26 protein-coding genes are annotated in these 23,237 nt (G+C 67.8%); 13 read left to right on the plus strand and 13 right to left on the minus strand.

Going from position 1 to position 23,237, the window contains the following annotated elements:
• Window positions 1-19: 19 nt before the first annotated feature.
• The 4 genes from Q8K84_RS14385 to Q8K84_RS14400 form a co-directional block, all read right to left on the minus strand.
• Window positions 20-904, minus strand: coding sequence for a polyprenyl synthetase family protein (locus Q8K84_RS14385; protein WP_305283394.1), 885 nt, complete (start codon window positions 902-904; stop codon window positions 20-22).
• Window positions 904-1,146: an exodeoxyribonuclease VII small subunit gene (locus Q8K84_RS14390; RefSeq protein WP_305283395.1), complete on the minus strand. Its 243-nt coding sequence runs from the start codon at window positions 1,144-1,146 to the stop codon at window positions 904-906. The genes Q8K84_RS14385 and Q8K84_RS14390 overlap by 1 nt, the downstream gene beginning before the upstream one ends.
• A gap of 74 nt (window positions 1,147-1,220) precedes the next feature.
• Window positions 1,221-1,847, minus strand: coding sequence for a histidine phosphatase family protein (locus tag Q8K84_RS14395; protein WP_305283396.1), 627 nt, complete (start codon window positions 1,845-1,847; stop codon window positions 1,221-1,223).
• A gap of 40 nt (window positions 1,848-1,887) precedes the next feature.
• A complete protein-coding gene (locus Q8K84_RS14400; RefSeq protein WP_370867872.1) occupies window positions 1,888-2,817 on the minus strand; it encodes a histone deacetylase family protein in 930 nt (309 codons plus the stop codon).
• 33 nt (window positions 2,818-2,850) lie between these two features.
• Here Q8K84_RS14400 and Q8K84_RS14405 point away from each other — a divergent pair, with 33 nt between their 5' ends.
• The 5 genes from Q8K84_RS14405 (at window position 2,851) to Q8K84_RS14425 (ending at window position 6,615) form a co-directional block, all read left to right on the plus strand.
• Window positions 2,851-3,369 (plus strand): GNAT family N-acetyltransferase, encoded by a 519-nt coding sequence (locus Q8K84_RS14405; protein ID WP_305283397.1) that lies wholly within the window; start codon window positions 2,851-2,853, stop codon window positions 3,367-3,369.
• A gap of 167 nt (window positions 3,370-3,536) precedes the next feature.
• Window positions 3,537-4,034: a recombinase family protein gene (locus tag Q8K84_RS14410; RefSeq protein ID WP_305283398.1), complete on the plus strand. Its 498-nt coding sequence runs from the start codon at window positions 3,537-3,539 to the stop codon at window positions 4,032-4,034.
• Between the two features lie 128 nt (window positions 4,035-4,162).
• Window positions 4,163-5,338: a VWA domain-containing protein gene (locus Q8K84_RS14415; protein WP_305283399.1), complete on the plus strand. Its 1,176-nt coding sequence runs from the start codon at window positions 4,163-4,165 to the stop codon at window positions 5,336-5,338.
• 69 nt (window positions 5,339-5,407) lie between these two features.
• On the plus strand, window positions 5,408-6,070 hold the full coding sequence (locus Q8K84_RS14420; RefSeq protein ID WP_305283400.1) for a TetR/AcrR family transcriptional regulator: 663 nt from the start codon (window positions 5,408-5,410) through the stop codon (window positions 6,068-6,070).
• Window positions 6,067-6,615, plus strand: a complete 549-nt coding sequence (locus Q8K84_RS14425) for an MOSC domain-containing protein (protein WP_305283401.1) — start codon at window positions 6,067-6,069, stop codon at window positions 6,613-6,615. The genes Q8K84_RS14420 and Q8K84_RS14425 overlap by 4 nt, the downstream gene beginning before the upstream one ends.
• A 5-nt stretch (window positions 6,616-6,620) precedes the next feature.
• On the opposite strand, the gene Q8K84_RS14430 is transcribed toward Q8K84_RS14425, so the two are convergent.
• On the minus strand, window positions 6,621-8,060 hold the full coding sequence (locus tag Q8K84_RS14430; RefSeq protein ID WP_305283402.1) for a UdgX family uracil-DNA binding protein: 1,440 nt from the start codon (window positions 8,058-8,060) through the stop codon (window positions 6,621-6,623).
• Entirely contained in the window at window positions 8,060-9,286 is a 1,227-nt protein-coding gene (locus tag Q8K84_RS14435; RefSeq protein ID WP_305283403.1) for a putative DNA modification/repair radical SAM protein, read from the minus strand. The genes Q8K84_RS14430 and Q8K84_RS14435 overlap by 1 nt, the downstream gene beginning before the upstream one ends.
• A gap of 122 nt (window positions 9,287-9,408) precedes the next feature.
• On the opposite strand from Q8K84_RS14435, the gene Q8K84_RS14440 reads away from it, so the two are divergent.
• The 4 genes from Q8K84_RS14440 to Q8K84_RS14455 all read left to right on the plus strand — a co-directional run bounded on the left by Q8K84_RS14440 (window position 9,409) and on the right by Q8K84_RS14455 (window position 13,978).
• A complete protein-coding gene (locus Q8K84_RS14440) occupies window positions 9,409-10,491 on the plus strand; it encodes a helix-turn-helix transcriptional regulator (RefSeq protein ID WP_305283404.1) in 1,083 nt (360 codons plus the stop codon).
• Window positions 10,492-10,609: 118 nt separating this feature from the next.
• Window positions 10,610-11,527: an alpha/beta hydrolase gene (locus Q8K84_RS14445; RefSeq protein ID WP_305283405.1), complete on the plus strand. Its 918-nt coding sequence runs from the start codon at window positions 10,610-10,612 to the stop codon at window positions 11,525-11,527.
• A 79-nt stretch (window positions 11,528-11,606) separates the two neighbouring features.
• Window positions 11,607-12,473, plus strand: coding sequence for a transglutaminase family protein (locus Q8K84_RS14450; RefSeq protein WP_305283406.1), 867 nt, complete (start codon window positions 11,607-11,609; stop codon window positions 12,471-12,473).
• Window positions 12,474-12,676: 203 nt separating this feature from the next.
• The gene (locus Q8K84_RS14455; protein WP_305283407.1) at window positions 12,677-13,978 is read left to right on the plus strand and encodes an MFS transporter; all 1,302 of its coding nucleotides are present in this window, start codon (window positions 12,677-12,679) and stop codon (window positions 13,976-13,978) included.
• A gap of 22 nt (window positions 13,979-14,000) precedes the next feature.
• Here Q8K84_RS14455 and Q8K84_RS14460 read toward each other — a convergent pair whose 3' ends face one another.
• The 3 genes from Q8K84_RS14460 to Q8K84_RS14470 form a co-directional block, all read right to left on the minus strand.
• Window positions 14,001-15,071, minus strand: a complete 1,071-nt coding sequence (locus Q8K84_RS14460) for a Glu/Leu/Phe/Val dehydrogenase (protein ID WP_305283408.1) — start codon at window positions 15,069-15,071, stop codon at window positions 14,001-14,003.
• 62 nt (window positions 15,072-15,133) lie between these two features.
• Window positions 15,134-16,165 carry an alpha/beta hydrolase gene (locus Q8K84_RS14465; RefSeq protein ID WP_305283409.1) on the minus strand — a complete coding sequence of 344 codons (1,032 nt, stop codon included), beginning with the start codon at window positions 16,163-16,165 and terminating at the stop codon, window positions 15,134-15,136.
• Window positions 16,162-16,767, minus strand: coding sequence for a uracil-DNA glycosylase family protein (locus tag Q8K84_RS14470; protein WP_370867873.1), 606 nt, complete (start codon window positions 16,765-16,767; stop codon window positions 16,162-16,164). Before Q8K84_RS14470 ends, Q8K84_RS14465 begins: the two co-directional genes overlap by 4 nt.
• 165 nt (window positions 16,768-16,932) lie before the next feature.
• Here Q8K84_RS14470 and Q8K84_RS14475 point away from each other — a divergent pair, with 165 nt between their 5' ends.
• On the plus strand, window positions 16,933-18,384 hold the full coding sequence (locus Q8K84_RS14475) for a methyl-accepting chemotaxis protein (protein WP_305283410.1): 1,452 nt from the start codon (window positions 16,933-16,935) through the stop codon (window positions 18,382-18,384).
• Between the two features lie 3 nt (window positions 18,385-18,387).
• Here the strand turns inward: Q8K84_RS14475 and Q8K84_RS14480 are convergent, their stop codons facing one another.
• The 3 genes from Q8K84_RS14480 to pcaF are packed head-to-tail and all read right to left on the minus strand — an operon-like array spanning window position 18,388 to window position 21,064.
• On the minus strand, window positions 18,388-18,681 hold the full coding sequence (locus tag Q8K84_RS14480; protein ID WP_305283411.1) for a DUF3253 domain-containing protein: 294 nt from the start codon (window positions 18,679-18,681) through the stop codon (window positions 18,388-18,390).
• Window positions 18,681-19,829: an acyl-CoA dehydrogenase family protein gene (locus Q8K84_RS14485; protein ID WP_305283412.1), complete on the minus strand. Its 1,149-nt coding sequence runs from the start codon at window positions 19,827-19,829 to the stop codon at window positions 18,681-18,683. The genes Q8K84_RS14480 and Q8K84_RS14485 overlap by 1 nt, the downstream gene beginning before the upstream one ends.
• A gap of 26 nt (window positions 19,830-19,855) precedes the next feature.
• Window positions 19,856-21,064: a 3-oxoadipyl-CoA thiolase gene (pcaF, locus tag Q8K84_RS14490; RefSeq protein ID WP_305283413.1), complete on the minus strand. Its 1,209-nt coding sequence runs from the start codon at window positions 21,062-21,064 to the stop codon at window positions 19,856-19,858.
• A gap of 196 nt (window positions 21,065-21,260) precedes the next feature.
• On the opposite strand from pcaF, the gene Q8K84_RS14495 reads away from it, so the two are divergent.
• The 3 genes from Q8K84_RS14495 (at window position 21,261) to Q8K84_RS14505 (ending at window position 23,018) form a co-directional block, all read left to right on the plus strand.
• Entirely contained in the window at window positions 21,261-21,710 is a 450-nt protein-coding gene (locus Q8K84_RS14495; RefSeq protein WP_305283414.1) for a PaaI family thioesterase, read from the plus strand.
• 61 nt (window positions 21,711-21,771) lie between these two features.
• A complete protein-coding gene (locus Q8K84_RS14500; protein ID WP_305283416.1) occupies window positions 21,772-22,026 on the plus strand; it encodes a hypothetical protein in 255 nt (84 codons plus the stop codon).
• On the plus strand, window positions 22,023-23,018 hold the full coding sequence (locus tag Q8K84_RS14505; RefSeq protein ID WP_305283417.1) for an MsnO8 family LLM class oxidoreductase: 996 nt from the start codon (window positions 22,023-22,025) through the stop codon (window positions 23,016-23,018). The genes Q8K84_RS14500 and Q8K84_RS14505 overlap by 4 nt, the downstream gene beginning before the upstream one ends.
• Here the strand turns inward: Q8K84_RS14505 and Q8K84_RS14510 are convergent.
• Entirely contained in the window at window positions 23,015-23,176 is a 162-nt protein-coding gene (locus Q8K84_RS14510; protein ID WP_304753808.1) for a hypothetical protein, read from the minus strand. The genes Q8K84_RS14505 and Q8K84_RS14510 overlap by 4 nt on opposite strands.
• Window positions 23,177-23,237 lie beyond the last annotated feature (61 nt).

Here is a 23,237-nt window from a genome sequence, read left to right on the forward strand (position 1 = left end):
CAAACAACTGATGCTGCGGCTAGTTGCGGCGCTGTAACACGAAATCGACGCTGGCCCGCAGGAAATCAGCCGGGGGACCGAAGCCGTCGAGGTGCGACTTGGTCTGCTCAATCAGCAGGTTCAGACGATCCCGCGCAGCGCCCGCCCCCAGCAGGGTCACGTAGTTGGCCTTGCCCCGCGCCGCGTCTTTTCCCGCTCGCTTCCCCATGAGATCGGGGTCGCCCTCGGCGTCCAGTAGATCGTCGACGATCTGGTAGGCCAGGCCAAGATCCTGGGCGAAGGCCATGAGCGCCGGCCGCCTGGCCTCGCCGGAATGGGCCATGACCAGGGGAAGCTCAAAGGCGCAGGCGATCAGGGCGCCGGTCTTCATCCGCTGCATACGGGCCACCGCGCCGAGGTCGTCTCGGACCCCGAGAAGGTCAATCATCTGCCCGCCGCACATCCCCCGGGCGCCCGCCGCGGCCGCCAGCCTCAGGACCATCTCGGCGCGCACCGCCGGGTCAGGATGGGTGTCGGGATGGGCCAGGATCTCAAAGGCCGAGGCCTGGAGGGCGTCGCCCGCCAGGATGGCGGTGGCCTCATCATAGGCCTTGTGCACCGTGGGCCGCCCATGCCGCAGGTCGTCGTCGTCCATGCTGGGCAGGTCGTCGTGGATCAGGCTGTAGGCGTGGATGCACTCCAGGGCGCAGGCCGCCCGCAGCAGCGGGCGCTCCTCCACCTCGAACATCCGACCGGTCTCGATGACGAAATAGGGGCGCATCCGCTTGCCGGGGCCGAGGGCGGCATAGCGCATGGCCTCGGTCAGACGAGCTTCTGGACCATCGGCGCGGGGCAGCAGTTCGTCGAGGGCGACCGTGACCAGGTCTGCGGCCTCGGCCACGCGACGCTCGACCTCAGAGGTCATCAGCTGAACTCGGCCGGTTCGGCCGTGGGAGTCCCCTGGGCGCCGCCGACGATCTTCTCAACCCGCAGGCGCGCCGCCTCAAGCCGGGATTCGCAGTGAGCCTTCAGCTGGGCGCCGCGCTCATAGAGGCGGATGGAGTCGTCCAGGGCCGCCTGGCCGGATTCCAGCTTGGCCACGATGGCCTCCAGCTCGGCGAGCGCCTGTTCGAAGGTCAGGGCTTTGATGTCGTCGGTGTCAGCCATTTCGCTCCTCGGGGGAGCCGCCAACCTAGAGACCAGGAACGGCCGCCGCAACGGGCCAACCGGCGAACGGGAGCCTACGGGCGCTCGAAGCGCCGCATCGACCAGTATTTGTACCCTTGGCTGTCAGCGACCCGCCAACCGCGGCGCCGCAAGGCTCGCCCAACCATGAAGTTGAAAAAGCCGTGGGCCAGCACCACCACGTCGTGTCCCTGGCTCGCCTCCTCGATCAGGCGCGCAGCGGCCGCAGAGGCGCGTTCCTCGGCCTGCCGGCGCGTCTCCTCGCCCTCATGATGGTCGAAGAACCACCAGCAGACCCGCGCCAGGAAGCCCCAGTAGGACGGCCGCATCCGGATAAAATCGGGCAGATTCGGCGGCGGCAGGGGCGCCTCGACGAACAGGGGCATGCTGGCGAAGTCGCGGCCGCGGGTCACGGCGATCGCCGTCTCAATTGACCTCTGTCGCGTGGAGGAGAAGACCACCCCGGCGCGGGCGGCGAAGTCGCTCAGGGTGTCGGGCGGGGTCTGGCCAGGCAGCAGCCCCAGGACCTCATATTGAGCCCAGAAATCCCGGTAGCCCTTGGCGTTGAGCCAGACCCGACGACTCAGCGCCGGCTCTCCATGACGGGCGAGAATTATGGCGCCCAGGCGCTCAGCCCCAGGGGCTGGAGGCGTGGCAGAATCGACGGTCAGAGAATCGGCCATGTCATCCTAGGGTTCGCGCCAGCCAGACCTCGCGCACCCCTCACCCCTGTTGCAGGGCCAGGACGTGCGCCACCGCCGACCGGCCCAGAGCCTCAAGGTCGTATCCGCCCTCGAGCGCTGACACAACCCGGCCGCGCGCGCTCGACCTCGCCACAGCCACGATCTGCTCGGTGGCCCAGCCATAGTCAGCCGCGCCCAACTGCTGCCCGCCGGGACCGCCCCCGAGCGGATCCAACCGATGGGCGTCAAAGCCCGCCGAGATGAGGATCAGATCGGGACGGAAATCGGCCACATGGGTCATCAGGCTGGAGAAGGCCTGGCGCCAGCCCTCAACGCCGCCGCCCGCAGGAGATATGGCGTTGACCACATTGTCGGCCACCGCATCGTCCGGATGGCCCGTGCCGGGCCACTGCGGCCACTGCTGCACAGAGGCGAACATCAGGTTCGGCTGACCAGCCAGAGCCGCCTGGGTGCCGTTGCCATGATGGACGTCGAAGTCCACCACCGCCACCCGCTCCAGCCCCGCGGCCTGGGCGACGCGGGCGCCGATGGCCACGTTCGAAAAGATACAGAAACCCATGGCCGCGCCAGGTTCGGCATGATGGCCCGGCGGCCGCACCGCGCAGAAGGCCCGCTGGAACTGGCCCGCGGCCACGTCGCGCACAGCGGCGGCCACGGCGCCGGCGGCCCGCCGGGCGGCGAGCAAGGTGCCGGGGGACATCACGGTGTCCTCGTCCAGGCGGGTCACCCCGGCCCTGGGGGCGGCGGCGAAGATGCGCGCGACATAGTCTGCGTCATGAACAAGCCGCAGGTCGGCGATCTCAGCCAGGGGGGCGTCGCGGGGCTCAAAGTCCAGGGCGTCCTCGGCCTCCAGGGCGTCAATGACAGCGGCCAGACGCTCGGGCCGCTCCGGATGGGTGGCCCCCGGGCGGTGGTCGAGCATATCCTCATGGGTGTAGAGGCCGATCATCAGCCCATTCTAGCGGACGACTGAGCCTTGGGAATGCAGGACGTCATCATCCGCCGCGCGATCGCCGGCGACCTTGAAACCCTGGCGGCGCTGGGACGCGCCACCTTCACCGAGACCTTCGGCCACCTCTACCCGCCGCAGGACCTCGCGACCTTTTTGAGCAGCGCCTACGGGCTGGACTATCTGCGTCACGCCCTGGACGACCCTGACCGGGCCTTCTGGCTTGTGGAAAAGGACGGCGTCGCCTTGGGCCACGCCCTGGCCGGGCCCTGTGACCTGCCCCACCCGGAGGTCGGCCCGACGTCGTTGGAGGTGAAGCGTCTCTATCTCAGCCAGGCCGCTCAGGGGCTGGGTCTGGGGGCGCTTCTCTTCGAGACGGTCCTGGCCTGGCTGGAGCGTGATGGACCGAAGGATTTGTGGCTCGGGGTCTGGTCCGACAACCATGGGGCGCAGCGGTTCTACCGGCGGTACGGGTTCGCCCCGGTGGGGGAGTATGGCTTCGCTGTAGGCGCCAGCGTCGATCGGGAGTTCATTTTTCGGCGCCCGGGATAGATTTTCTACGCTTCCTGTCACAAATGCTCGCCATATGCCCTCTTCGTGGCGTCAATCGCGCCGCATTGGTGGATTATTGCTGAGATTTAACGCCAGCCGCTTTGACGCGGGCCCTGGGTTCTGGGCATTTAGGCCCGGTCATTTCTGCGCGGAAGGGCGTCGGTTGGATGCTGAGAATTGGCTATGTTCGCCTGCGTGACGCCCGGTCGTCCGAGGATACCGCAGTCCTGAAACAGCTGGGCTGCCACGTGGTTCGCGCCGAGGAGCCCGCCGCCCCTGGCGGGGATGAGACCGCGGTCCTCTATTCCATTCTCGACTTCATCGGCGAGGGGGACCAACTGGTGGTCACCCGGCTGGATCAGCTCGGCCACTCCACCCGCAATGTGCTGCGGGTGATCGACCGGCTGGAGGCGCGCAACGCCAGCCTGTTCGTGGTCGAACCCGACCTGACCACCGATGGCGAAGGCGGCCGGGCCCTGCGGGCGGCCCTGAAAGCCGTGGCCGCGGTGGAACCGGCCTGGGCCGGGCGCAAGCGCCGCAGCGCCCCGGCCACCGAGGACATCCGCGCCCTGCAGCAGGCCGGCGTTGGACCGGTGGAGATCGCGCGCCGCCTGGGCGTCTCCCGCATGACGGTCTGGCGCAAGCTTCGGGCGATGGAGGCCTAGGGTCAGGCAAGCAGGGCGCATGGCGCGCCTGCGGCTTTCCGCCGTCCTGACGCTGGACATCGGGGCCTCGCCGCCCCATCCTCTGCAGTCAAACGTCTGTTCGTCCCGCGGTTTGGGAAGGCCTGCCCATGTTCATGCAATTTTTCACCGAGCTTCGCCAAGCCAAGGTCCCGGTGTCCTTGAAAGAGTACCTCATGCTGATGGAGGGGCTCGACAAGATGGTCATCGACCGCACGGTCGAGGATTTCTACTACCTGTCGCGGGCCGCCCTCGTGAAGGACGAGAAGAACATCGACCGGTTCGACCAGGTGTTCGGTCACGTCTTCAAGGGGCTGGAAAAGGTGGACGGTGTCGGCACGGCCGACATCCCCGCCGAGTGGCTGGAGAAGATCAGCGAGAAATTCCTCACCGAAGAGGAGAAGGCGCAGATCGAGGCCATGGGCGGCTTCGACAAGCTCATGGAAGCGCTCGCCGAGCGCATGAAGGAGCAGAAGGAGCGCCACGAGGGCGGCAACAAGATGATCGGGACCGGGGGCACCTCGCCCTTCGGCGCCAACGGCTATCATCCCGAAGGCATCCGCATCGGCCAGGACAAGGGCCGCCACGGCAAGGCGATCAAGGTCTGGGACAAGCGCGAGTACAAGAACCTCGACGACTCCGTCGAACTCGGCACCCGCAACATCAAGGTCGCCCTGCGTCGCCTGCGCAAATGGGTGCGCGAGGGCGCGACCGAAGAGCTGGACATGTCCGGCACCATCCGCGGCACCGCGGAAAAGGGCTATCTCGACATCCATATGCGGCCCGAGCGCCGCAACAAGGTGAGCGTGCTCATCTTCTTTGATGTCGGCGGCTCGATGGATAGCCACATCAAGATCTGTGAGGAGCTGTTCTCTGCAGCGCGCTCAGAGTTCAAGAACATGGAGTTCTACTATTTCCACAACTGTCTCTATGAGACCGTATGGAAGGACAACCGGCGTCGGCACGCCGAGAAGCTCAACACCTGGGATGTGATCCACAAGTACTCTGGCGACTACAAGGTGATCTTCGTCGGCGACGCCACCATGAGCCCCTATGAGATCACCTATCCGGGCGGCTCGGTGGAGCACTGGAACGAAGAAGCCGGCGCCGTCTGGGTCGATCGGGTGGCGCAGATCTATGAGCACATGATCTGGCTGAATCCCACCGCTGAACGCCATTGGGCCCACACGCCCTCGGTTGAGGTGATGAAGCAGCTGGTGAACGACCGGATGTATCCGCTGACCCTGGAAGGCCTGGACAAGGCCATGCGCGAGCTGGCGCGCTAAAGGGTTCATTCCCTGCGGCGCCGTCCGTCTACGGCTGATAGGCTTCAAGGACGGACGTTTGAGAATCGCATGACAGAGCCCGTAACGCCGCCGCCCCCGCCCCAGGGGGATATGCAGGAAGCCGCCACCAAGGCGGCGGTCTTCTGCGCGGCCGAGCGCCTGTTCGCCCTGCACGGTTTCCAGAACGTCTCGGTGCGCGACATCACCGCCGAAGCAGGTGTGAACCTGGCGTCTGTGAACTATCACTTCGGCTCCAAGGACGGCCTGCTGTTCGAGATATTCCGCCGGCGCACCGCCGAGCTGAATCGCGAGCGCGCCCGCATGCTGCACGAGGCCAATGACCGCCACGGGGGCAAGCCGCCCGTGCGCGACATTCTTGAGGCCCTGTTCGCCCCGCCGCTGAAATGGGCCGACCCGGCCGGCGACCGGCGGATCTCCGTCCAGTTCATCATCCGCGCCCGCAGCGAGGGCACCGCCCAGATGCGTGACGTCCTGCAAAACGACGTCTCCCACCTGCGCCGGTTCGCTGACGCCCTGATCGCCGCCCGCCCGGAGCTGGCCCTCGAAGACGCCTACTGGCGGCTGCATTTCTGCCTGGGCATGGTGCACAACAACCGCTTCGCCGAATTTGATCGCCTGCATCACCTGTCCGATGGCTTGACCCGGGAACAGGATGCCGACGGCCTGCTGGCCCGTATGCTGGACTTCGCCGAAGCCGGGTTCCTGGCGTGACGGCGGCCCTGCCGCGCGTCACCCATGTGGCGAGCCGGCCGGGACACAGCTTTTCCAAGACCTTGCAGCCCGCCATCCTGCTGATCGCCGGCCTCGGCGTGGAAGGTGATGGCCATGCCGGAACCACCGTGCAGCATCGCTCCCGCGTCGCCCGCGATCCGACACAAGCCAACCTGCGTCAGATCCACCTGATGGCTGGCGAACTGCACGACGAGTTGAACAGCGCCGGCTTTGATCTCGGCCCCGGCGACCTGGGCGAGAACCTGACCACCCGGGGGATCGATCTGATCGGCCTGTCTGCGGGGACGCGGCTCCATCTTGGTCAGGCGGCCGTGGTCGAGATCACCGGCCTGCGCAACCCCTGCATCCAGCTCGACGCGTTCCGCCCAGGTCTGATGGCCGCCTGCCTCGGCCGCGACGATGCCGGCCGGCTGGTGCGCAAGGCCGGCGTCATGGGGATTGTGCTGACCGGCGGTGAAGTCAGGCCCGAAGACGCCATCGTGATCGAGTCGCCCGCGGTCTTCCGCGCCCTGGAAAAGGTCTAGCTCGCCTACCCCGCCAGGGACCAGGCGAGCTTCAGATCCTCGATGAACTGTGCTTCGGCCCGCGCCTTGGCCGCCGCATCCGGAACCCTGAGCAGATAGGCGGGATGCCAGGTGACCACGGCCTGGGCCTGATCCTCAAGTTGCAGAGCCTGGCCCCGGAGCTTGCCGATGGGCGCAGACTTACCGAGGACGCTGCGCGCCGCCGTGGCGCCCAGGGCGACGATCACCCGGGGGCGAACCAGCCGCCGTTCGGCGTCCAGCCACCAGCGGCAGGCCTCGATCTCCGGCGCGTCAGGGGTCTTGTGGATTCGCCGCTTGCCGCGCGGCTCATGCTTGAAGTGCTTCACTGCATTGGTGACATAGACCTCTCGCCGGGGCGCCCCAGCCGCCGCCAGGGCCTGGTCAAGCACCTGTCCCGCCGGGCCGACAAAGGGACGGCCGGCCAGGTCCTCCTGGTCGCCGGGCTGTTCGCCGACGATCATCAGCCGCGCGCCGAGCGGCCCCTCCCCCGCCACCCCTTGAGTCGCGTCACGCCAGAGCGGGCAGCGGCGGCAGGCGTCGACGCCGGCGGCCACCGCGTCCAGACTTGTGGGCGCGGCGCCATCGAAGGGCGCGTCACGGGAGGCGCGCTGGGCCGCCCGGACGATGCGGCGGGCGGGCTCGGATGGGGCCTTCTCGACCATCTGCGTGGTCCGGTCTCCAGCGGCTCGGGTCATCTCTGGAATGAGCGCGGCCTCCGGCAGGTTGCGCCAGTAGCGCTTGGGCATCTCGCGCACCATGGTCGCGGTCCGCAGTCGCGCCGGATTGAAGGTCGAGGCGTAGTAGGTCCGCCAATAGGCTTCCAGATCATCGCCGGCCGGGGCGTCGGCTGGATCGGCGCCAGGGGTGAAGCTCAGCGCCCGGGTATCCCAATGGGCGCAGACGTCCGGGGTCAGGATCGAGAACGCCATGTTGGAAAACCTGCGGGTGAAGAAGGGGGCGGTGGCCTCCGTCACCCGGTGGGCTGGCTCGAACCAGGCCACGAAAGCCTCGCCAGCGCCGGCCGTCTCCACCTCTCGGAACCGGACAAAGGCCTTCATCTTGTGGGCCGCCCGGTTCACCTGGCTCTGCATGTCGAGCGCCAGAGACACGTCGGGATCGCTGGCGATCTCGAGCAGGCGCGGCGTCGCCTCCAGCCGCCAGAGCAGCCGGTAGAGCAGGTCAAACCGTTCCGGCGAGCGATGCAGCGCCACGCGACTGGCCAGGTCCACAAAGGTGCGGCTGACCTTGAAGCCCTCCGCCCCCACCACCCTGGTCTTGGCAGCCTCTGTGGGAAACAGGCTCGCCTGACCGCCATCGACGGTCCACAGGACCTGCGCCGGCTGGGCTCCTTCGGCGCGGAGCAACCGGGCGGCGCTCCGCCAACCGTCGAAGTCGGTCTCCGAGGCCAGTCGCACGACGCGCATCAGAACAGGCTCAGCTGCTGGGGCGGCGGGGTGAAGCGGTCGCGCAGATCGGCCCGGTCGGCGAGGGCGCCGGGACTCCAGTCGCTGGCGATCACGAAGGGCTTGAGCTTCTCGAGGTTGCGGGCCAGCCGCTTCACATCGGCCAGGGTCAGCCGGGTCAGCTTCCGGGCGGCGATCATCCGGTCCACACTGCGAGTTCCCAGGCCCGGGACGCGCAGCAAGGTCTCGCGAGGCGCCGTGTTCACGTCCACCGGAAAATCGGCCCGGTTGCGCAGGGCCCAGGCGAGCTTCGGGTCGATGGCCAGGTCGAGGTCTTCGCCGGGCCCGATGATCTCGTGGGTCTCGAAGCCGTAGAACCGCATCAGCCAGTCAGCCTGATAGAGGCGGTGTTCGCGCATCAGGGGCGGACGCTGCGCCGGCAGAGACTTGGCCACGTCCGGGATCGGGCTGAAGGCCGAATAATAGACCCTGCGCAGGCCGTAGTTCCCATAGAGGGTGTTCGAGCGCGCCAGGATCTCCCCGTCGCTGGCGCCGTCGGCGCCGATGATCATCTGGGTCGACTGGCCGGCGGGCGCGTACTTTGGCGGCCGGGTCTTGCGGGCCGGCGCCTTGCCCGCCTCGATGCCCAGGCGCACCGCGCCCATGGCCTTCCGGATCACGCTGGCGCTCTTCTCCGGCGCGAAGGCGGCCAGACTCTCCTCCCGCGGCAGCTCCACATTGATCGAAACGCGATCCGCATAGAGGGCCGCCTGATGGGTCAGCTCCACAGAGGCCTCGGGGATCAGCTTCAGATGGATGTAGCCGCGGAAGTCGTGGACGGTGCGCAAGGCTTTGGCGACCGCGACCATGGCCTCCATCGTATAGTCGCTGTTGCGGATGATGCCCGAGGAGAGGAACAGCCCCTCGATATAGTTGCGCTTGTAGAAGCCGAGCGTCAGGTCGACCACTTCCTGGACGGCGAACCGCGCCCGGGGCGTGTTGGACGACACCCGGTTCACGCAATAGGCGCAGTCATAGATGCAGTAGTTGGTCAGCAGGATTTTCAGCAGGCTGACGCACCGACCGTCCGGCGTATAGGCGTGGCAGATGCCCATGCCCTCTGTGGAGCCCACGCCCTTACCGTCCCGGGAGTCCCGTTTTCCTGCCCCGGACGAGGCGCAGGAGGCGTCATACTTGGCCGCATCGGCGAGGATGGAGAGCTTCTGCTTCAGATCGAGAACGGCCATGGCGCTATTCTAAAGTTCCTTCTTTGTTCTGCAAGCGCAGCCGCAGGTCAGGAGATAAAACTCTTGCGAGCCCTGGCGGGGATCGGGCCATATTGGCGTTCCGCCAGCTGACCGGCCTTTAGATGAACAGTGATCTCGTCGACAGAATCTATGAGTGTTCCGTCGTGCCGGAGCTCTGGCCCGCCGTGCTCGACGATCTCGCGGAGATGACCGAGTCCCGGGGCGGGTTGCTGTTTTCGGCGCGCAAGGCGCTGTGCTGGACAGCATCTGGTTCGATCCGCGACGTGTTCGAGGACTACGTCAATGATGGCTGGTTCCTGCGCTGTCCGCGCCGCCCTTGCCTGATGAGCCAGGCTCAGCCTTCCTTTTTCGTCGAGCAGGACTTCTGGAGCGAGGACCAGATCGAGCACGACCCGATCTACCGGGACTTCTTCCGCCCCCGGGGCCTCGGCTGGTCAGCCGGCACCGGCCTGCAGGTGCCCACCGGCGATTCCATCATCTTCAGCGTCGAGCGAACCCTTGAGCGCGGGCCGTTCGAGGCTGACGAGGTGGCGACGCTGAACCAACTGCGCCCCCACCTGGCCCGCAGCGCCCTGGTCAGCGCCCGGCTTGGCCTGCAACGCGCCCAGGGGGCGACCGACGCCCTCAGCGCGCTTCGGCTGCCCGCCCTGTTGCTCAGTGAGACCGGGGTGGTGATCGAGGCCAATTCCTGGGCCGAGACCCTGGCCGACCAGGTCCGGTTCGGGGCGGGGAGCCGCGTCAGCCTCTCCGACAAGACCGCCCAGGAGATGCTCAACGCGGGGCTCAAGTCGCTCCACGCCGCCCCCGGCGCCGGCAGCAGCACCTTCCCCCTGCGCGATGAACTGGGCAAGGCGACGATGGTGCTCCACCTGATCCCAATCAAACGATCAGCCCACGACATTTTTGGCCAGAGCTTCGCCCTCCTGCTGATGACTCCGGTGAGCAGCGAGCGCACGCCGTCGCTGGACCTCATGCGCTCACTCTTCGACCTCACCCCCGCCGAGGCCCGGGTGGCCCAGGGCATCGCGGCTGGCAAGACTTTGGAAGATCTGGCGCAGACGGGCGAGGTCTCGATCAACACCGTCCGCAACCAGCTCCGCCGGGTGCTGGAAAAGACCGGCTGCACCCGCCAGGCCGAACTCGCCGCCCTGTTGGCCAGCGTGGCGGTGGGGGCTGCAGCATAGGGCGATGACGCCCTTGCCTTGGCTCACCATGCCTGGCCGTGGCCATCCGAGTTTCGCCACATTCGCGCTCTAGCCACCCTTGGTGGAGCTTCGGGGGTGGACGATGAGATCTTTCGGCTTGGCCTTTATCCTGGCGACGGCGCTCCTCGTCACGGCCTGCGATCAGAGGACCAACACCCAGGCGCCGCCAGCCACTGACGCAAGCGCCGGGGCTGGATTCCCCGAAGGCGCCCCCTACGTCCTGAAGGGCACCCAGGTCTGGACCGTGCCCGACCCGGTGTCTGGCCGAGACTATGAGGTCTTTGTCAGCCTGCCGGCCAGCTACGAGGCCGAGCCGCAGCGACGCTACCCCGTCCTCTATGTCACCGACGCCGACTACGCCTTTCCCATCCTCCGCCAGATCGCCCGACGGGTGAATCTGGATGGCCCGGTGCTCGAGGACTTCATCCTGGTGGGCCTGTCCTACGCAAAGGGCGAAGGTGGAGCGGCCTCCCGCAGCCGCGACTACACCCCCATTCCCTGTCGTCCTGAGAGCCGCTGCGCCCTGGCCCATGGCGGCGGGGCGGCCTATCAGGCCTATCTGAAGGATGAGGTTCTGCCCTTCATCGAAGACCGGTTCCGGGCCGATCCGGACGCCCGGGTGCTGATGGGCCACTCCTATGGGGGCCTGCTGGGCGCCCAGATCCTGTTCACCGACCCGACGTTGTTCCGGTCTTACGTGCTGGGCAGTCCGTCCTTCTGGTTTGGCCAGCGCCATATCACGGCGATGGAGGCCGACTATGCTCGGACCCATACCGATCTGCCGGCCGAGGTCTTCATGTATATCGGCGCCTTCGAGACGTCGGGCTCCACCCCGCGGCACGCCTCCCGATACGACATGGTCGGCGACATGCGGGCGATGGAGCAGGTCCTGAAGTCCCGCGAGTATCCGAGCCTGAGCGTGCGATCGACCGTCCTGTCCGACGAGGACCACCTGACCGTCGCCCCGGCCGGCTTCACCCGCGCCTTGTTGGCGATTCTGCCGGCGGCGCCTTAGAGGGCCCGGGGGAGATCGGGCCGCCGCCTGGAGCCGCGTGAGCGGAACCTTAGCCGCCAGGACGGGTTAGCAGCGCCACATGTCCCGCCTGATCATCCGCCACGAAACCCGCTACGCCTATGAACGCCCTGTGGCCTTTGGCCCGCACGAACTGTTGGTGCGGCCCCGGGGGGGCCATGCCCTGCGGGTGGTGAAGGGCGCCCTGACCTTCTCCCCTCGGGGCGAGACCCGCTGGCGCTATGACGCCTATGGCAACTGTGTGTGCCAGCTGACCCTGAGCGAAGAGGCCGATGAGTTCTTCGTCCTCAGCGAGCTGGAGATCGAGCGCTTCCCCGCCCCGCTTGAGCCCCAGGAAGTGGACGACCCGCACACCGCAACGCCCATCGTCTACCCGCCTTCCGACCGGGCGGTGCTTGGCCCCTATATCGAGCCCGCCACCCTGGATCCGGAGGGGCATCTGCTGCGCTGGCTTCACGGCCTTGCGCCGGCCGTCGGCGAGCCGGCCATCGACTATGTGCTGCGGCTCAACAGCGCCATCCACAAGCAGTTCGACTATGAGGCCCGGCAGGAAGAGGGCACACAGGTTCCGCACGAGACCGTGACCCTGGGCCGGGGCACCTGTCGCGACTTCGCCTGGCTGATGGTTGAGACGCTCCGTCGCGTGGGTTTCGCCGCCCGGTTCGTCAGTGGCTATCTCTATTCGCCGGGGCTGGAGAGCGTGCGCGGCGCCGGCGCCACCCATGCCTGGTGCGAAGTCTTCCTGCCGGCTTTTGGCTGGATGGATTTCGACCCCACCAACGGCCTGGCCGAGGCCGCCGATCTGATCCCGGTGGCGGTCAGCCGCACCCCGGCCGAGGCCGCGCCGATCAGCGGATCAATCCTGGGAGATCCGGGGCTGAGCCGCATGGTGGTCAAGGTGGACGTCACCCTGGCCAGCGCCGCCTGAGGCCCAGCTTGCGACCTTGGCGCCCAGTTTTGGCGCGGGCGAGAAATCGGCTTTTCAGGGCGGCGGACTCTGATAGGACGGAGTCATTGTTTTAGCAGATCATAATTTTGGGGAGCCGCCGCGCGACCCTTTGCGACCCCCGCGCGGCTGGGACGCTATTGGAAAAGACAACTGAGGAACCGTCGGCCGCCGAAGAGGTGGTCGTGATCCATCCTGACGAAGACGGCAGAAGCCTCGCCGAGCGCGAAATCGAGTACGAAAAGTTCGTCTGGGCCAATCTGAAGCGCAACTATATCGCCCACTATCTGCACGGCATGCTGGGCATGACCGGCTTCCGGTTGGTCAACGCGCCCACCTTCCTGCCCGCCTACCTCTACCTGATTTCCGGCTCCAGCTTCATCGTCGGCCTGGGTCTGGCCCTCCAGCAGGTGGGGGGCATGCTGTCTCCGATCTTTGGCGCCACCCAGATCGAACACCGCAAACGGGTCATGCCCGCGGCGGTCTGGATGGGGGGGCTCGCACGGGTTCAGATCCTCGGCATGGCGCTCGCCGGCTGGTTCCTGTCGGGTCAGCCCCTGGTGGTGGCGATCCTGTCCTTCATGTTCATGTTCGGCCTGTTCATGGGCACCCAGGGGGTCGTCTTCTCCCTGCTCATGGCCAAGGTGATCCCCATCAGTCGACGGGGCCGGCTACAGGCCTGGCGCAACGCCACCGGCGGGGTGATCGCCGCCGCCCTCGCCTGGGTGGCCGGCAAGTACTTCATCGAAGGCAACATGTTGGGGAACGGCTACGCCACCACCTTCCTGTTCGCCACCATCCTGACCACGGCGGGCCTCTGGGCCCTTCAGGCCCTGATGATCGAGCCCGAACCCCCCACCACCCGGGCCCAGACGCCGTTCTTCGAGCGGCTCAAGGACTTCCCGCGCCTGGTCTCCCAGGACCGTGGTTACATGTTCTTCCTGATCGTGCAGATGCTGGCGATCACCGGTCGCATGGCGACGCCGTTCTACATCCTCTATGTCTCCACCACGATCGAGCTGACCGGGGCCAATATAGGCCTGCTCACCCTGGCCTTCCTGGGGGCCGACACCGTGGCCAACCTCGTCTGGGGATATCTGGGGGACAGAACCGGGTTCCGCGTGGTCCTGATCAGCTCCCTGGTGATCTGGATCGCTTCGACAGTGCTCCTGATGAATGTCCACGAGGTGTGGGCCATCTTCCTGGCCTTCTGTGGCCTTGGAGCCTCGCAGTCTGGCTACATGATGAGCGCACAGACCATGATCCTGGAGTTCGGGAACCGGGACGACATGCCCATGCGGATCGCCCTGTCGTCCACCGCCTCAGGCGTCATGGCCTCGGCGGGTCCGCTGGCGGGCGGTCTGATGGCCGCCACCCTCGGCTATGAGAGTGTGTTCGGCACCTCGATCGCCTTCCTGGTGGCGGGTCTTCTGCTGCTGCTGTTCATGGTGCGCGAGCCACGAAAGGACAGGTTGGCCTCTCTCTGAGGCCCAGCCTGTCCCACAGCCGTCAGGCTCGGGCGCCAGCGCCCTGGGCGATCCGCTCGCGGGCCATCTCGCCTGCGACCTCGTGGGTCGGGCGGCGCTCGGCGATGGAGCGGTCGAGCACCTCCTCCAGGGTGAGCATCAGGCGCGACAGCTTGGCCTCGACCCAGTTGGGATCGAAGGCCTGGCCTGCGTCCAGGGCGCGGATTTCGCCGGCCACATTGATGATGCCGCCGCCGTTGATCACATAGTCCGGGGCATAGAGCAGGCCGAGGTCAAACAAGGTCTGGCCAATGGCCGGATCGGCCAGCTGATTGTTGGCGCCGCCGGCGATGATCCGGGCGCGCAGGCGCGGCAGGGTCTCGGCGCTGATCGCGCCGCCCAGGGCGCAGGGAGCGAAGACGTCGGCCTCGACATCGAAGATCTCGTCGGGCGCCACGATCATTGCGCCGGTCTGGGCGGCCACCTGGGCCAGGGCCTCGCGATTGACGTCGGTGATCACCAGCCGCGCCCCGGCCGCGCTCAGCTTCGCCGCCAGATAGGCGCCCACATGACCAACCCCCTGGATGGCGACGGTGACCCCGGACAGATCGCGGTCCAGCACCCGGCGCACGCACAGGCTGATCCCCCTAAAGACACCCTCGGCGGTGACCGGGCTCGGATCGCCCGAGGCGGCCGCGTGGCCTTCGAGGCCCGCCACGAAGCGGGTATGCCGGCGGGCGTGCATCAGGTCGGTCGGCGAGACCCCGACATCCTCGGCGGTCCAATAGGCGCCGCCCACGGCCTCGACCGCCCGTCCAAAGGCCTCGAACAGGGCCGGCGACTTCTGGGTGCGGGAGTCGCCGATGATCACCGCCTTGCCGCCTCCCAGGTCCAGGTCGGCCATGGCGTTCTTGTAGGACATGGCCCGCGACAGGCGGAGCGCGTCCTGCAGGGCGTCGGCCGAGCTCGGGAACGGCCACATGCGGCAACCGCCGGCCGCCGGGCCTCTGGCCGTGGAGTGGACGGCGATGATGCAGCGCAGCCCCGTGGCTTCGTCCGAAAAGGCGTGAACGGCCTCGTGGCCATCGAAGTCGGGGGAGTCGAACAGGGTCATGCGCTCACGGGATCGTTGCGTTTGATACCAATTTCGCCGGCTCTAGCCCGGAGGCTGCGCCGTCACAAGCCCGCCGTCGCATGCTCGGGCGCCGGCGTCCAGTCGTCGCCGCCCGGCGCCGTGGGGATCGGCGGCGCGCCGGAGGGCAGAGCGCCCTCCGGGTCCTCGATATAGGCCAGGATATCGCCCATCACCGCCTGCCCCTGCAGGTCGCGGGTCAGCAGGTGCCACCCATCGGCATAATAGGCGGAACGATCGGTCGGCTTGAGCCTCGCGGCCGCCTGCAGCGCCGGGCGCTCAGGAATGATCTCGTCGTTCCGGCCGTAGAGATAGAGCACCGGAACCTGCAGCCGGGCGATATCGCGCCAGGCGTTCTCCATCAGGTCCACCAGCCCATAGAGGGTGTCGGACCGCGCGCCCCAGATCATCATGGGATCAGCTCCCATGGCCCGGAGCTCGGCCATGTTGTCCGTGGGCTGGACGCGATCTGTGACCCAGCTGGGCGGGGTATAGACCTTGGGGCCAGTGACGTGGGCGGCGAACCAGAGCGCGGTCTTGTAGGGCAGAGGCTGGGTCGACCAGCCCCACACCGCCGGCGCCATCAGCACCAGCCGGTGAGCCGCCGGCGGCCGTTCCGAGGCGAAGGCGCGGATGGCCACGGCGCCGCCCATGCTCTCGCCGGCCACCACCACCAAGGCGTGGGGATGGCGGGCGCGAACCAGGGCGACCAGGGTCCGCAGATCTTCCTGCAACACCTCATCGTCGGGCCAGACTCCACGATTGGGAGACCGGCCAAAGCCGCGCTGGTCATAGGCATAGGTGCTCACCCCACGCTCGGCCCAATAGGGTGCGGCGAGGTGAAAGGCGTTGGCGTAGTCGTTCATGCCGTGAACACCCACCACCACGGCTTTGGGCGCGCCGTCCTGCGCCTCCCAGCTCGTCAGCCCCAGCCGCGCCCCATCGAAGCTGACGAAGCGGTCCCCAGCCAGGCGCGGGCCTTCGAAGCCGAGCGGCGGCTGACCAGCGGTCTGGGTCATGAGCGGCGTGCAGGCTCCGAGCATCAGGGCGAACAGGAGGGCGGTCAGACGAGTCATGCGCGCAAGATGTCCCCCACCCTCTGGCGAAGATAGGGCGTGACCTCGGCTTCGAACCAGGGATTGCGCTTCAGCCAGGCGGTATTGCGCCAGGAGGGATGCGGCAGGGGCAGGATGCCCGGCCCATAGTCAGTCCAGGCGGCGACGGTCTGCGACATCGTGGCCTTGCGCGCCGTCCCCAGGGCCCAGGCCTGGGCGTATGATCCCACCAGTAGGGTCAGCTCCACCTTTGGCAACTGCGCCAGCAACTGTGGCCGCCAGAGCTGGGCGCACCGGGCCGGCGGCGGAAAGTCCCCGCCCTTGGGATTGGTCCCGGGGAAGCAGAAGGCCATGGCCGCGACGCCGATCGCCGGGTGATCGTAGAAGGTGTCCCGGTCTACCCCCATCCAGCTGCGCAGGCGAACGCCAGAGGGATCGTTGAACGGCAGACCGCTCTCATGCACCAGCCGGCCCGGCGCCTGGCCGCAGATCAGCAGCCGGGTCCCCGGGCGCACGCGCACCACCGGCCGCGGCTCGGGCACGAGGTCCCCGGCGCAGGCTCGGCAGGCGGCGATATCCTTGAGAAGCGTCTGGAGGCCCAGGGTCGGCGGCATGGCGGCCATGTAGGGACGCCAGGCCCTCGGCGCCACGTGGCGCGACCTGAGGGTGCGACAACCTGACCACAGCTGGCGGGCTCTATTCAACTCCCGTTAACCGCGTGTCCAGGCTCCTGGGCCAGGATTGCGCCTACCGCCCGGCGCGAGTTCGACGCCTGCGCCACGATCTGAGTGAGTGACGACGCGATGCTGAAGACGATCAAGGGCCGCATGCGCCTTTCCTGGGGCGTAGGTATGGCCGCGATGCTGGCCCTGGCGGGATTGAACATCACCCTTCTGCGCATGGTGGCCCAAGCCGGCGGCGGGGCTGAAGCCGAGCAGATCCTCGGCATGGCGACCACCATCAGTGTTGGGATCGGGCTCGCCACCGTGGTCGGTGTGGTGTTGGGGGCCTTGTATTTCGAAGGCCTGGTGATCACCGCCCTGTCCCGCATGAGCGCGGTCATGCGCCGTCTCGCCGACGGGGACATGGTCGAGGCGATCCCCGGCGCTGAGCGTGGGGACGAAATCGGTCAGATGGCCGCCAGCGTCGTGGTCTTTCGCGAGAACGCCGAGGCTCGGGCCCGTCTGGAAGTCGAGGCCCAGGCCGCCCGCGGCGAGCTGGACCGCCGCCTGGCGGCCGCGGAAACCGCCTTCGCCCGCGCCACCGAGGATCAGAAGGCCCTGGTCGAGGCCATGGCGCGGGCCCTGTCGCGTCTGGCCCGCGGCGATCTGGGAGCCCGGATCGACGCCGTCGTCGCCCCCGACTATGAGGCCCTGAAGGCGGACTTCAACGCCGCCGTCGGCCAACTGGAAGGCGCGTTCGGCGCCATCGCCACGGCCACCGGCGAGATTCGCGCCGGATCCCGGGAAATTTCCACGGCGGTGGATGACCTGTCCCACCGGACCGAGCGTCAGGCCGCCAGCCTGCAGCAGACCGCCGCGGCCCTGGATGAAATCACGGTCACCGTCGGCCGCACCGCCTCAGGCGCACGCCAAGCCAATGGCGCCATGGCCTCGGCCCGCACCGAGGCCGAGCGTAGTGGTCAGGTGGTCGGCCAGGCGGTCGACGCCATGGGACAGATCGCCGCCTCGGCCCAGGAAATCAGCAAGATCATCGTGGTGATCGACGAGATCGCCTTTCAGACCAGCCTGCTGGCCCTCAATGCCGGCGTAGAGGCCGCACGGGCTGGAGAATCGGGCCGCGGGTTCGCCGTGGTCGCTTCAGAAGTCCGGGCGCTGGCCCAGCGCTCGGCGGACGCCGCCAAGCAGATCAAGGGGCTGATTGAGGCGTCCGGCCAGCAGGTCCAGAGCGGCGTCCACCTGGTGGGTCAGACCGGCGAGGCGCTGAACGGCATCGTCAGCAAGGTCGCGGAGATTTCCGACGTGATCTCGGCCATTGCGGCCTCGGCCCAGGAGCAGTCAGTGGGCCTCGCCCAGGTGAACACCGCCATCACCGACATGGACAAGGTCACCCAGCAGAATGCGGCCATGGTCGAGGAAGCCAATGCGGCCACCCGCACCCTGGACCAGCACGCCGCATCCCTCGCGGAGTCCGTCGCTCGCTTTCAGCTGTCGGGCGCGCCGACCAACCCTGTCCACGCCCAGCAGGCGCGGCTGGCGGCCTTGGCCACAGCCCGTTGAGGCCTAGTCGGTCGTTGACTCAGGCGCCGCCAGGACGCCCGGCAGGATCTCGCCCTCCAGGGGCAGCCGCAGGCGATAGACGCCCTTGAACTGGTTGGGGTCGGCCGGCTTGCCGTGCCGGGTGATCACCAGCCGGCCTTCGCGGGCCAGCCCCACCGAGACCGTGCGCACCCGCGACAGCCACCGATGCCAGCCCTCGGGATCAGCGGCGCGGGCCGCCTCTTCCGCAGAGATGGACTTGCCCGGCGCCAGGGGCGTCAGAAGTTCAAAGATCGCCGTTTCAATAGGATCGGACATCAACCGCCACGCTTCAGGGTTTCGCGGGCGATGACCACCTGCTGGATCTGACTCGTGCCCTCATAGATGCGGAAGATGCGCACGTCGCGGTAGAACCGCTCGATCCCGTAATCGGCGACGTATCCGGCGCCACCGAAGATCTGCACCGCCTTGTCGGCCACGCGGCCGACCATCTCGGAAGCGAAGTACTTGGCGGCCGCGGCCTCCATGGTCACCCCCTGGCCCGCATCGCGCTTGCGGGCGGTCTCCATGGTCAGGGCCTTGGCCGCCAGGGTCTCGGTCTTGCAGTCGGCGATCATGCCCTGGACCAGCTGGAACTGGCTGATGGCCTGGCCGAACTGCTTGCGCTCGCTGGCATAGGCGACGCAGTCGGTGATCAGCCGCTCGGCGACGCCGACGCAGACCGCCGAGATGTGCAGCCGACCCCGGTCCAGGACCTGCATGGCCACCTTGAAGCCCTCGCCCTCGGCGCCCAGGCGGTTCTCGGCCGGCACACGGACATTGTCGAAGGTGACGTCACAGATATGAGCACCCTGCTGGCCCATCTTCTTCTCGGGCTTGCCCACCGACAGGCCCGGCAGGTCGCGAGGGACCAGGAAGGCCGAGACCCCGCCGCCGCCCGGCTTGGAGGGGTCGGTGCGGGCCATGACCGTAAACAGGTGGGCCTTGTTGGCGTTGGTGATGTAGCGCTTCGACCCGTTCAGGACATAGGCGTCGCCGTCCTTGGTCGCCCTTGTCTGGACCGAGGCCGAGTCCGAGCCCGCCTCCGGCTCGGTAAGAGCGAACGAGGTGATGATGTCCCCTGAGGCGATGCCAGGCAGGTAGCGCGTCTTCTGCTCGTCGGTGCCGAACATCACCAGGCCCTGGCTGCCGATACCGACATTGGTGCCAAAGGCCGAGCGGAAGGCCGGACTGGTGCGCCCCAATTCCACGGCCACCAGGCACTCCTCCTCCATGGATAGGTCAAGACCGCCGTATTCGGCCGGGATGGAGAGGCCAAACAGGCCCAGCTCCTTCATTTCGGCCACCACGTCGTCAGGCATGGTGTCGGTTTCGGAGACCTGGGCTTCCAGGGGGCGCAGCCGCTCAGTCACGAAGCGGCGGACGGTGTCGATCAGCTGGTCGCGGGTTTCGGCGTCGAGGGCCATGATTGCTCTATCCTTCCTGGAGGGGTTCAGGCCTTGGCCAGCGCAAGCGCCGAGCCCTGGCCAACGCCGACGCACATGGTGGCGAGCGCACGGGACCCGCCCCGCTCGTTCATCGCCCGCGCCGCCGTGAGCGCGATCCGGGCCCCCGAAGCGCCGAGGGGATGGCCGATAGCGATGGCGCCGCCGTGGGGGTTCACATGCTCGGCGTCGTCGGCCAGGCCCCAGGCCCTCGTGCAGGCCAGGGCCTGGGCGGCGAAGGCCTCGTTCAGCTCGACCACGTCAAAGTCCCTGGGCGTGAGCCCCAGGCGACCGCAGAGCTTCTCCACCGCCGGCACAGGACCATAGCCCATGACCCGCGGCGGCACGCCGCCGGACGCGCCGCCCTCGATCCGGGCCAGCGGCTCGAGGCCGAGCTTCTGGACCATCTCGGCGGAGGCCAGCAGCAGGGCCGCAGCGCCGTCATTGACCCCGGACGCATTGCCGGCGGTGACCGTGCCATCGGGCCGGACGATGGGCTTCAGGCCCTGGAGCGCGGCCAGCGTGGTGTCGGGGCGGGGATGCTCGTCCTTGGCGACCACGGTCTCACCCTTGCGATCCTTCAGGGTGATCGGGGCGATCTCGCCTTCGAAATAGCCGCGGGCCTCACCGGCCCCGTAGCGCTGCTGGCTGCGGGCGGCGAAGGCGTCCTGGTCGGCGCGGGAAATCTGATAGTCGGCGGCGACATTCTCGGCCGTCTCCGGCATGGAATCGACGCCGTAGTCCTTCTGCATCTGCGGATTTACGAACCGCCAGCCGATGGTGGTGTCGAAGATCTCCGCCGAGCGGGAAAAGGCCGAGTCTGCCTTGCCCATCACGAAGGGGGAGCGTGTCATGCTCTCGACCCCACCGGCCACGACCAGTTCGGCCTCACCCACGGCGATCATGCGGGCGGCGGCGATGACCGCGTCCAGACCCGAGGCGCAGAGGCGGTTGACGGTCAGGCCCGGCACCGAGCTGGGCATGCCGGCCAGCAGCAGGGCCATGCGGGCGACATTGCGGTTGTCCTCGCCGGCCTGGTTGACGCAGCCATAGATGACCTCGTCCACCTCTTCCCAGTCGACGCTGGGCAGGCTCGCCATCAGGGCGCGGATGGGGTGGGCGGCTAGGTCATCGGCGCGCACCTTGGCCAGCGCCCCACCATAGCGGCCGATCGGGCTTCGCAGGCCTGCACAGAGATATACGGTCCGGCCTTCCATGATCTCGCCTCGCATCGTTCGGTTCAGAGGTCACGGAACCTAGTGACTGAGGACCGGGCGAGCAAACGCTTCGGCGCCCTCCAGGGGCGAGCGGCCGGCGGACGCAGGCCGGACCTGCGGGGAAATGAGGGCTTTCGCGCGGCGGTGCGTGGCGGCTAAGGAGCGCAAGGTTGGTTTTCAGGAGCAGGTTGAGCGCATGGACGGCGGCGGCGAGGCGAACAACGGAGTGGTCACCCAGGGCGAATGGGCGGGCTGGCGCACCTGGGAAGGCTCCGACCCCTTCGAAGATCACGCCGGGCCCTTCTATTTCCGCCATGATCCGGACGGCACGCCCCGGTGCGCCTTCCGCGCCGAGCAGAAGCACATGAATGGCGGCGGCTTCATGCACGGCGGCTGCATCATGACCTTCGCCGACTACTGCCTGTTCGTGATCGCCCGCGAGGCCCTGGAGGGCCAGCACAGCGTCACCGCCACCCTGAACGGCGAGTTCGTCGGCGCCGTGCCCCTGGGCGCCCTCGTTGAATGCACCGGCGAAGTGGTCCGGGCCGCCCGCTCCATGGTCTTCGTTCGCGGCCTCATCACCACGGGCGGCGAGAACGTCATGAGCTTCTCCGGCGTCATCAAGAAGCGCGGCCCCCGCAAGTAAGCCTTGCGCCCATGTCGCGGAGCGCCATGTTCAGGGCCCGCGCCCTCAGTCAGGAATTCCCATGAACCCACCCGCCAAACGCAATCTGGGCCAGATCGCCATGGGGGTGACGCTAGCCCTGATGGCCGGCCCGGTGGCCCTGTTCAAGGTGGTCGAACTGGGCTTCTTCCTGACGGGCGTCGCCCCGGGCGAGTGGATGACCGCCGCCGAGCCGACGGCCATGCCGGTCTCCATCGTCGTGCTGATCTTCGCCGGCATGGTCGCCGCCTATGGGGTCCGGATGGTGATTCGCGAGCTACGGTCGCCGTCGGCGTGACGCGACTTTCGGTGCTCGACCTCTCGCCCGTCGGCGGGACCAACACCCAGGCCCAGGCGGTCCGTGAAACCATAGAGGTGGCTAAGGCGGCTGAACGCCTGGGCTACGACCGGTTCTGGCTGGCGGAGCACCACAATATCGAGGGCCTCGCCTCCCCGGCCCCGGAAATCCTCATCGCGGCCCTGACCCAGGCGACCTCGACCATCCGGCTGGGCTCTGGCGGGGTGATGCTGGTCAACTACTCGCCGCTGAAGGTGGCCGAGGTGTTCATGGAGCTTGAGGCCCTGGCGCCGGGGCGGATCGATCTCGGCGTCGGCCGGGCGCTCGGCGCCGATGGCCGCACGGGCGCGGCCCTGCGCTCGGCCTCTTCAGAAGCCTTCCCGCACTATTTCGCGCTGCTGAACGCCTGGCTGCTGGATGCGAGCGGCAGGGAGCCCCTGGGCGCCGATCATCCGGCCAAGGGCATTCGCGCCCACCCGACGGGTCCCAGCCATCCGGACCTGTTCATGCTCTGCTCCTCGACTGAGAGCGCCGCCTTTGCGGGCCAGGCCGGGGTTGGAATGGTGTTCGCCGAGTTCATCGCCCGCAGCGAAGGCGGTCCGGCGGTGGCCGCCTATCGGCAGGCTTTCACGCCCTCAGCCTTCCGGGATACGCCGCTGGCGGCCATCGCCACCATCGCCCTGGCCGCCGACACTCAAGCCGAGGCTATACGGCTGGACGCGCCGCGCAGGGCCTCGACCCTGGCGACCATGACCGGCCAGCGTCGCCGCTTCCCGGTCATTCCCGAGGCGCAGGCCTATCTGGCCGAGTTTCAGGGCCATCCGGAACTCGCCGCCATTGAGGCCCGCAGCATCGTCGGCGACGCCGAAGACGTCCGCCGCAGGCTGGAAGCCAAGGCTCAGGCGAGCGGGGCGGACGAGATCTTCGTCATGGCCTCAGGGCCAAGCCTGGAGGCCCGCGTCCGCTCGCTGGAGCTGATCAAGCCGGCCTAGAAGAGGCCGGCGCGCTGGGCGATCACCACCAGGGCGATGACCACCAGAACCGCCTGAATGATCCCATTGAGGGGCGCCGGGATGGGCAGGAGTCGCACCGCATAAAGGGCCAGGCCCAGCAGCACGAGAACGATGACGATCAGGATGAGCAATGACATGCCAACCTAACCTCTGCAGTGGGGAAAGGTTCCGGGCGCGACCTGTACAAAATCGCCCTCT

It is taken from the genome of Phenylobacterium sp. (assembly GCF_030679875.1).
Lineage (GTDB): Bacteria > Pseudomonadota > Alphaproteobacteria > Caulobacterales > Caulobacteraceae > Phenylobacterium.

Coding starts and splice junctions, on each gene's coding strand:
- Q8K84_RS14460 (WP_305283408.1), bottom strand. CDS start 15,071: ATGACCCTGTTCGACTCCCCCGACTTCGATGGCCACGAGGCCGTTCAC.
- Q8K84_RS14400 (WP_370867872.1), bottom strand. CDS start 2,817: ATGATCGGCCTCTACACCCATGAGGATATGCTCGACCACCGCCCGGGG.
- Q8K84_RS14405 (WP_305283397.1), top strand. CDS start 2,851: ATGCAGGACGTCATCATCCGCCGCGCGATCGCCGGCGACCTTGAAACC.
- Q8K84_RS14485 (WP_305283412.1), bottom strand. CDS start 19,829: ATGGCCCTCGACGCCGAAACCCGCGACCAGCTGATCGACACCGTCCGC.
- Q8K84_RS14395 (WP_305283396.1), bottom strand. CDS start 1,847: ATGGCCGATTCTCTGACCGTCGATTCTGCCACGCCTCCAGCCCCTGGG.
- Q8K84_RS14450 (WP_305283406.1), top strand. CDS start 11,607: ATGTCCCGCCTGATCATCCGCCACGAAACCCGCTACGCCTATGAACGC.
- pcaF (WP_305283413.1), bottom strand. CDS start 21,064: ATGGAAGGCCGGACCGTATATCTCTGTGCAGGCCTGCGAAGCCCGATC.
- Q8K84_RS14415 (WP_305283399.1), top strand. CDS start 4,163: ATGTTCATGCAATTTTTCACCGAGCTTCGCCAAGCCAAGGTCCCGGTG.
- Q8K84_RS14420 (WP_305283400.1), top strand. CDS start 5,408: ATGACAGAGCCCGTAACGCCGCCGCCCCCGCCCCAGGGGGATATGCAG.
- Q8K84_RS14410 (WP_305283398.1), top strand. CDS start 3,537: ATGCTGAGAATTGGCTATGTTCGCCTGCGTGACGCCCGGTCGTCCGAG.
- Q8K84_RS14440 (WP_305283404.1), top strand. CDS start 9,409: ATGAACAGTGATCTCGTCGACAGAATCTATGAGTGTTCCGTCGTGCCG.
- Q8K84_RS14390 (WP_305283395.1), bottom strand. CDS start 1,146: ATGGCTGACACCGACGACATCAAAGCCCTGACCTTCGAACAGGCGCTC.
- Q8K84_RS14465 (WP_305283409.1), bottom strand. CDS start 16,165: ATGACTCGTCTGACCGCCCTCCTGTTCGCCCTGATGCTCGGAGCCTGC.
- Q8K84_RS14430 (WP_305283402.1), bottom strand. CDS start 8,060: ATGCGCGTCGTGCGACTGGCCTCGGAGACCGACTTCGACGGTTGGCGG.
- Q8K84_RS14470 (WP_370867873.1), bottom strand. CDS start 16,767: ATGGCCGCCATGCCGCCGACCCTGGGCCTCCAGACGCTTCTCAAGGAT.
- Q8K84_RS14385 (WP_305283394.1), bottom strand. CDS start 904: ATGACCTCTGAGGTCGAGCGTCGCGTGGCCGAGGCCGCAGACCTGGTC.
- Q8K84_RS14480 (WP_305283411.1), bottom strand. CDS start 18,681: ATGTCCGATCCTATTGAAACGGCGATCTTTGAACTTCTGACGCCCCTG.
- Q8K84_RS14495 (WP_305283414.1), top strand. CDS start 21,261: ATGGACGGCGGCGGCGAGGCGAACAACGGAGTGGTCACCCAGGGCGAA.
- Q8K84_RS14500 (WP_305283416.1), top strand. CDS start 21,772: ATGAACCCACCCGCCAAACGCAATCTGGGCCAGATCGCCATGGGGGTG.
- Q8K84_RS14435 (WP_305283403.1), bottom strand. CDS start 9,286: ATGGCCGTTCTCGATCTGAAGCAGAAGCTCTCCATCCTCGCCGATGCG.
- Q8K84_RS14510 (WP_304753808.1), bottom strand. CDS start 23,176: ATGTCATTGCTCATCCTGATCGTCATCGTTCTCGTGCTGCTGGGCCTG.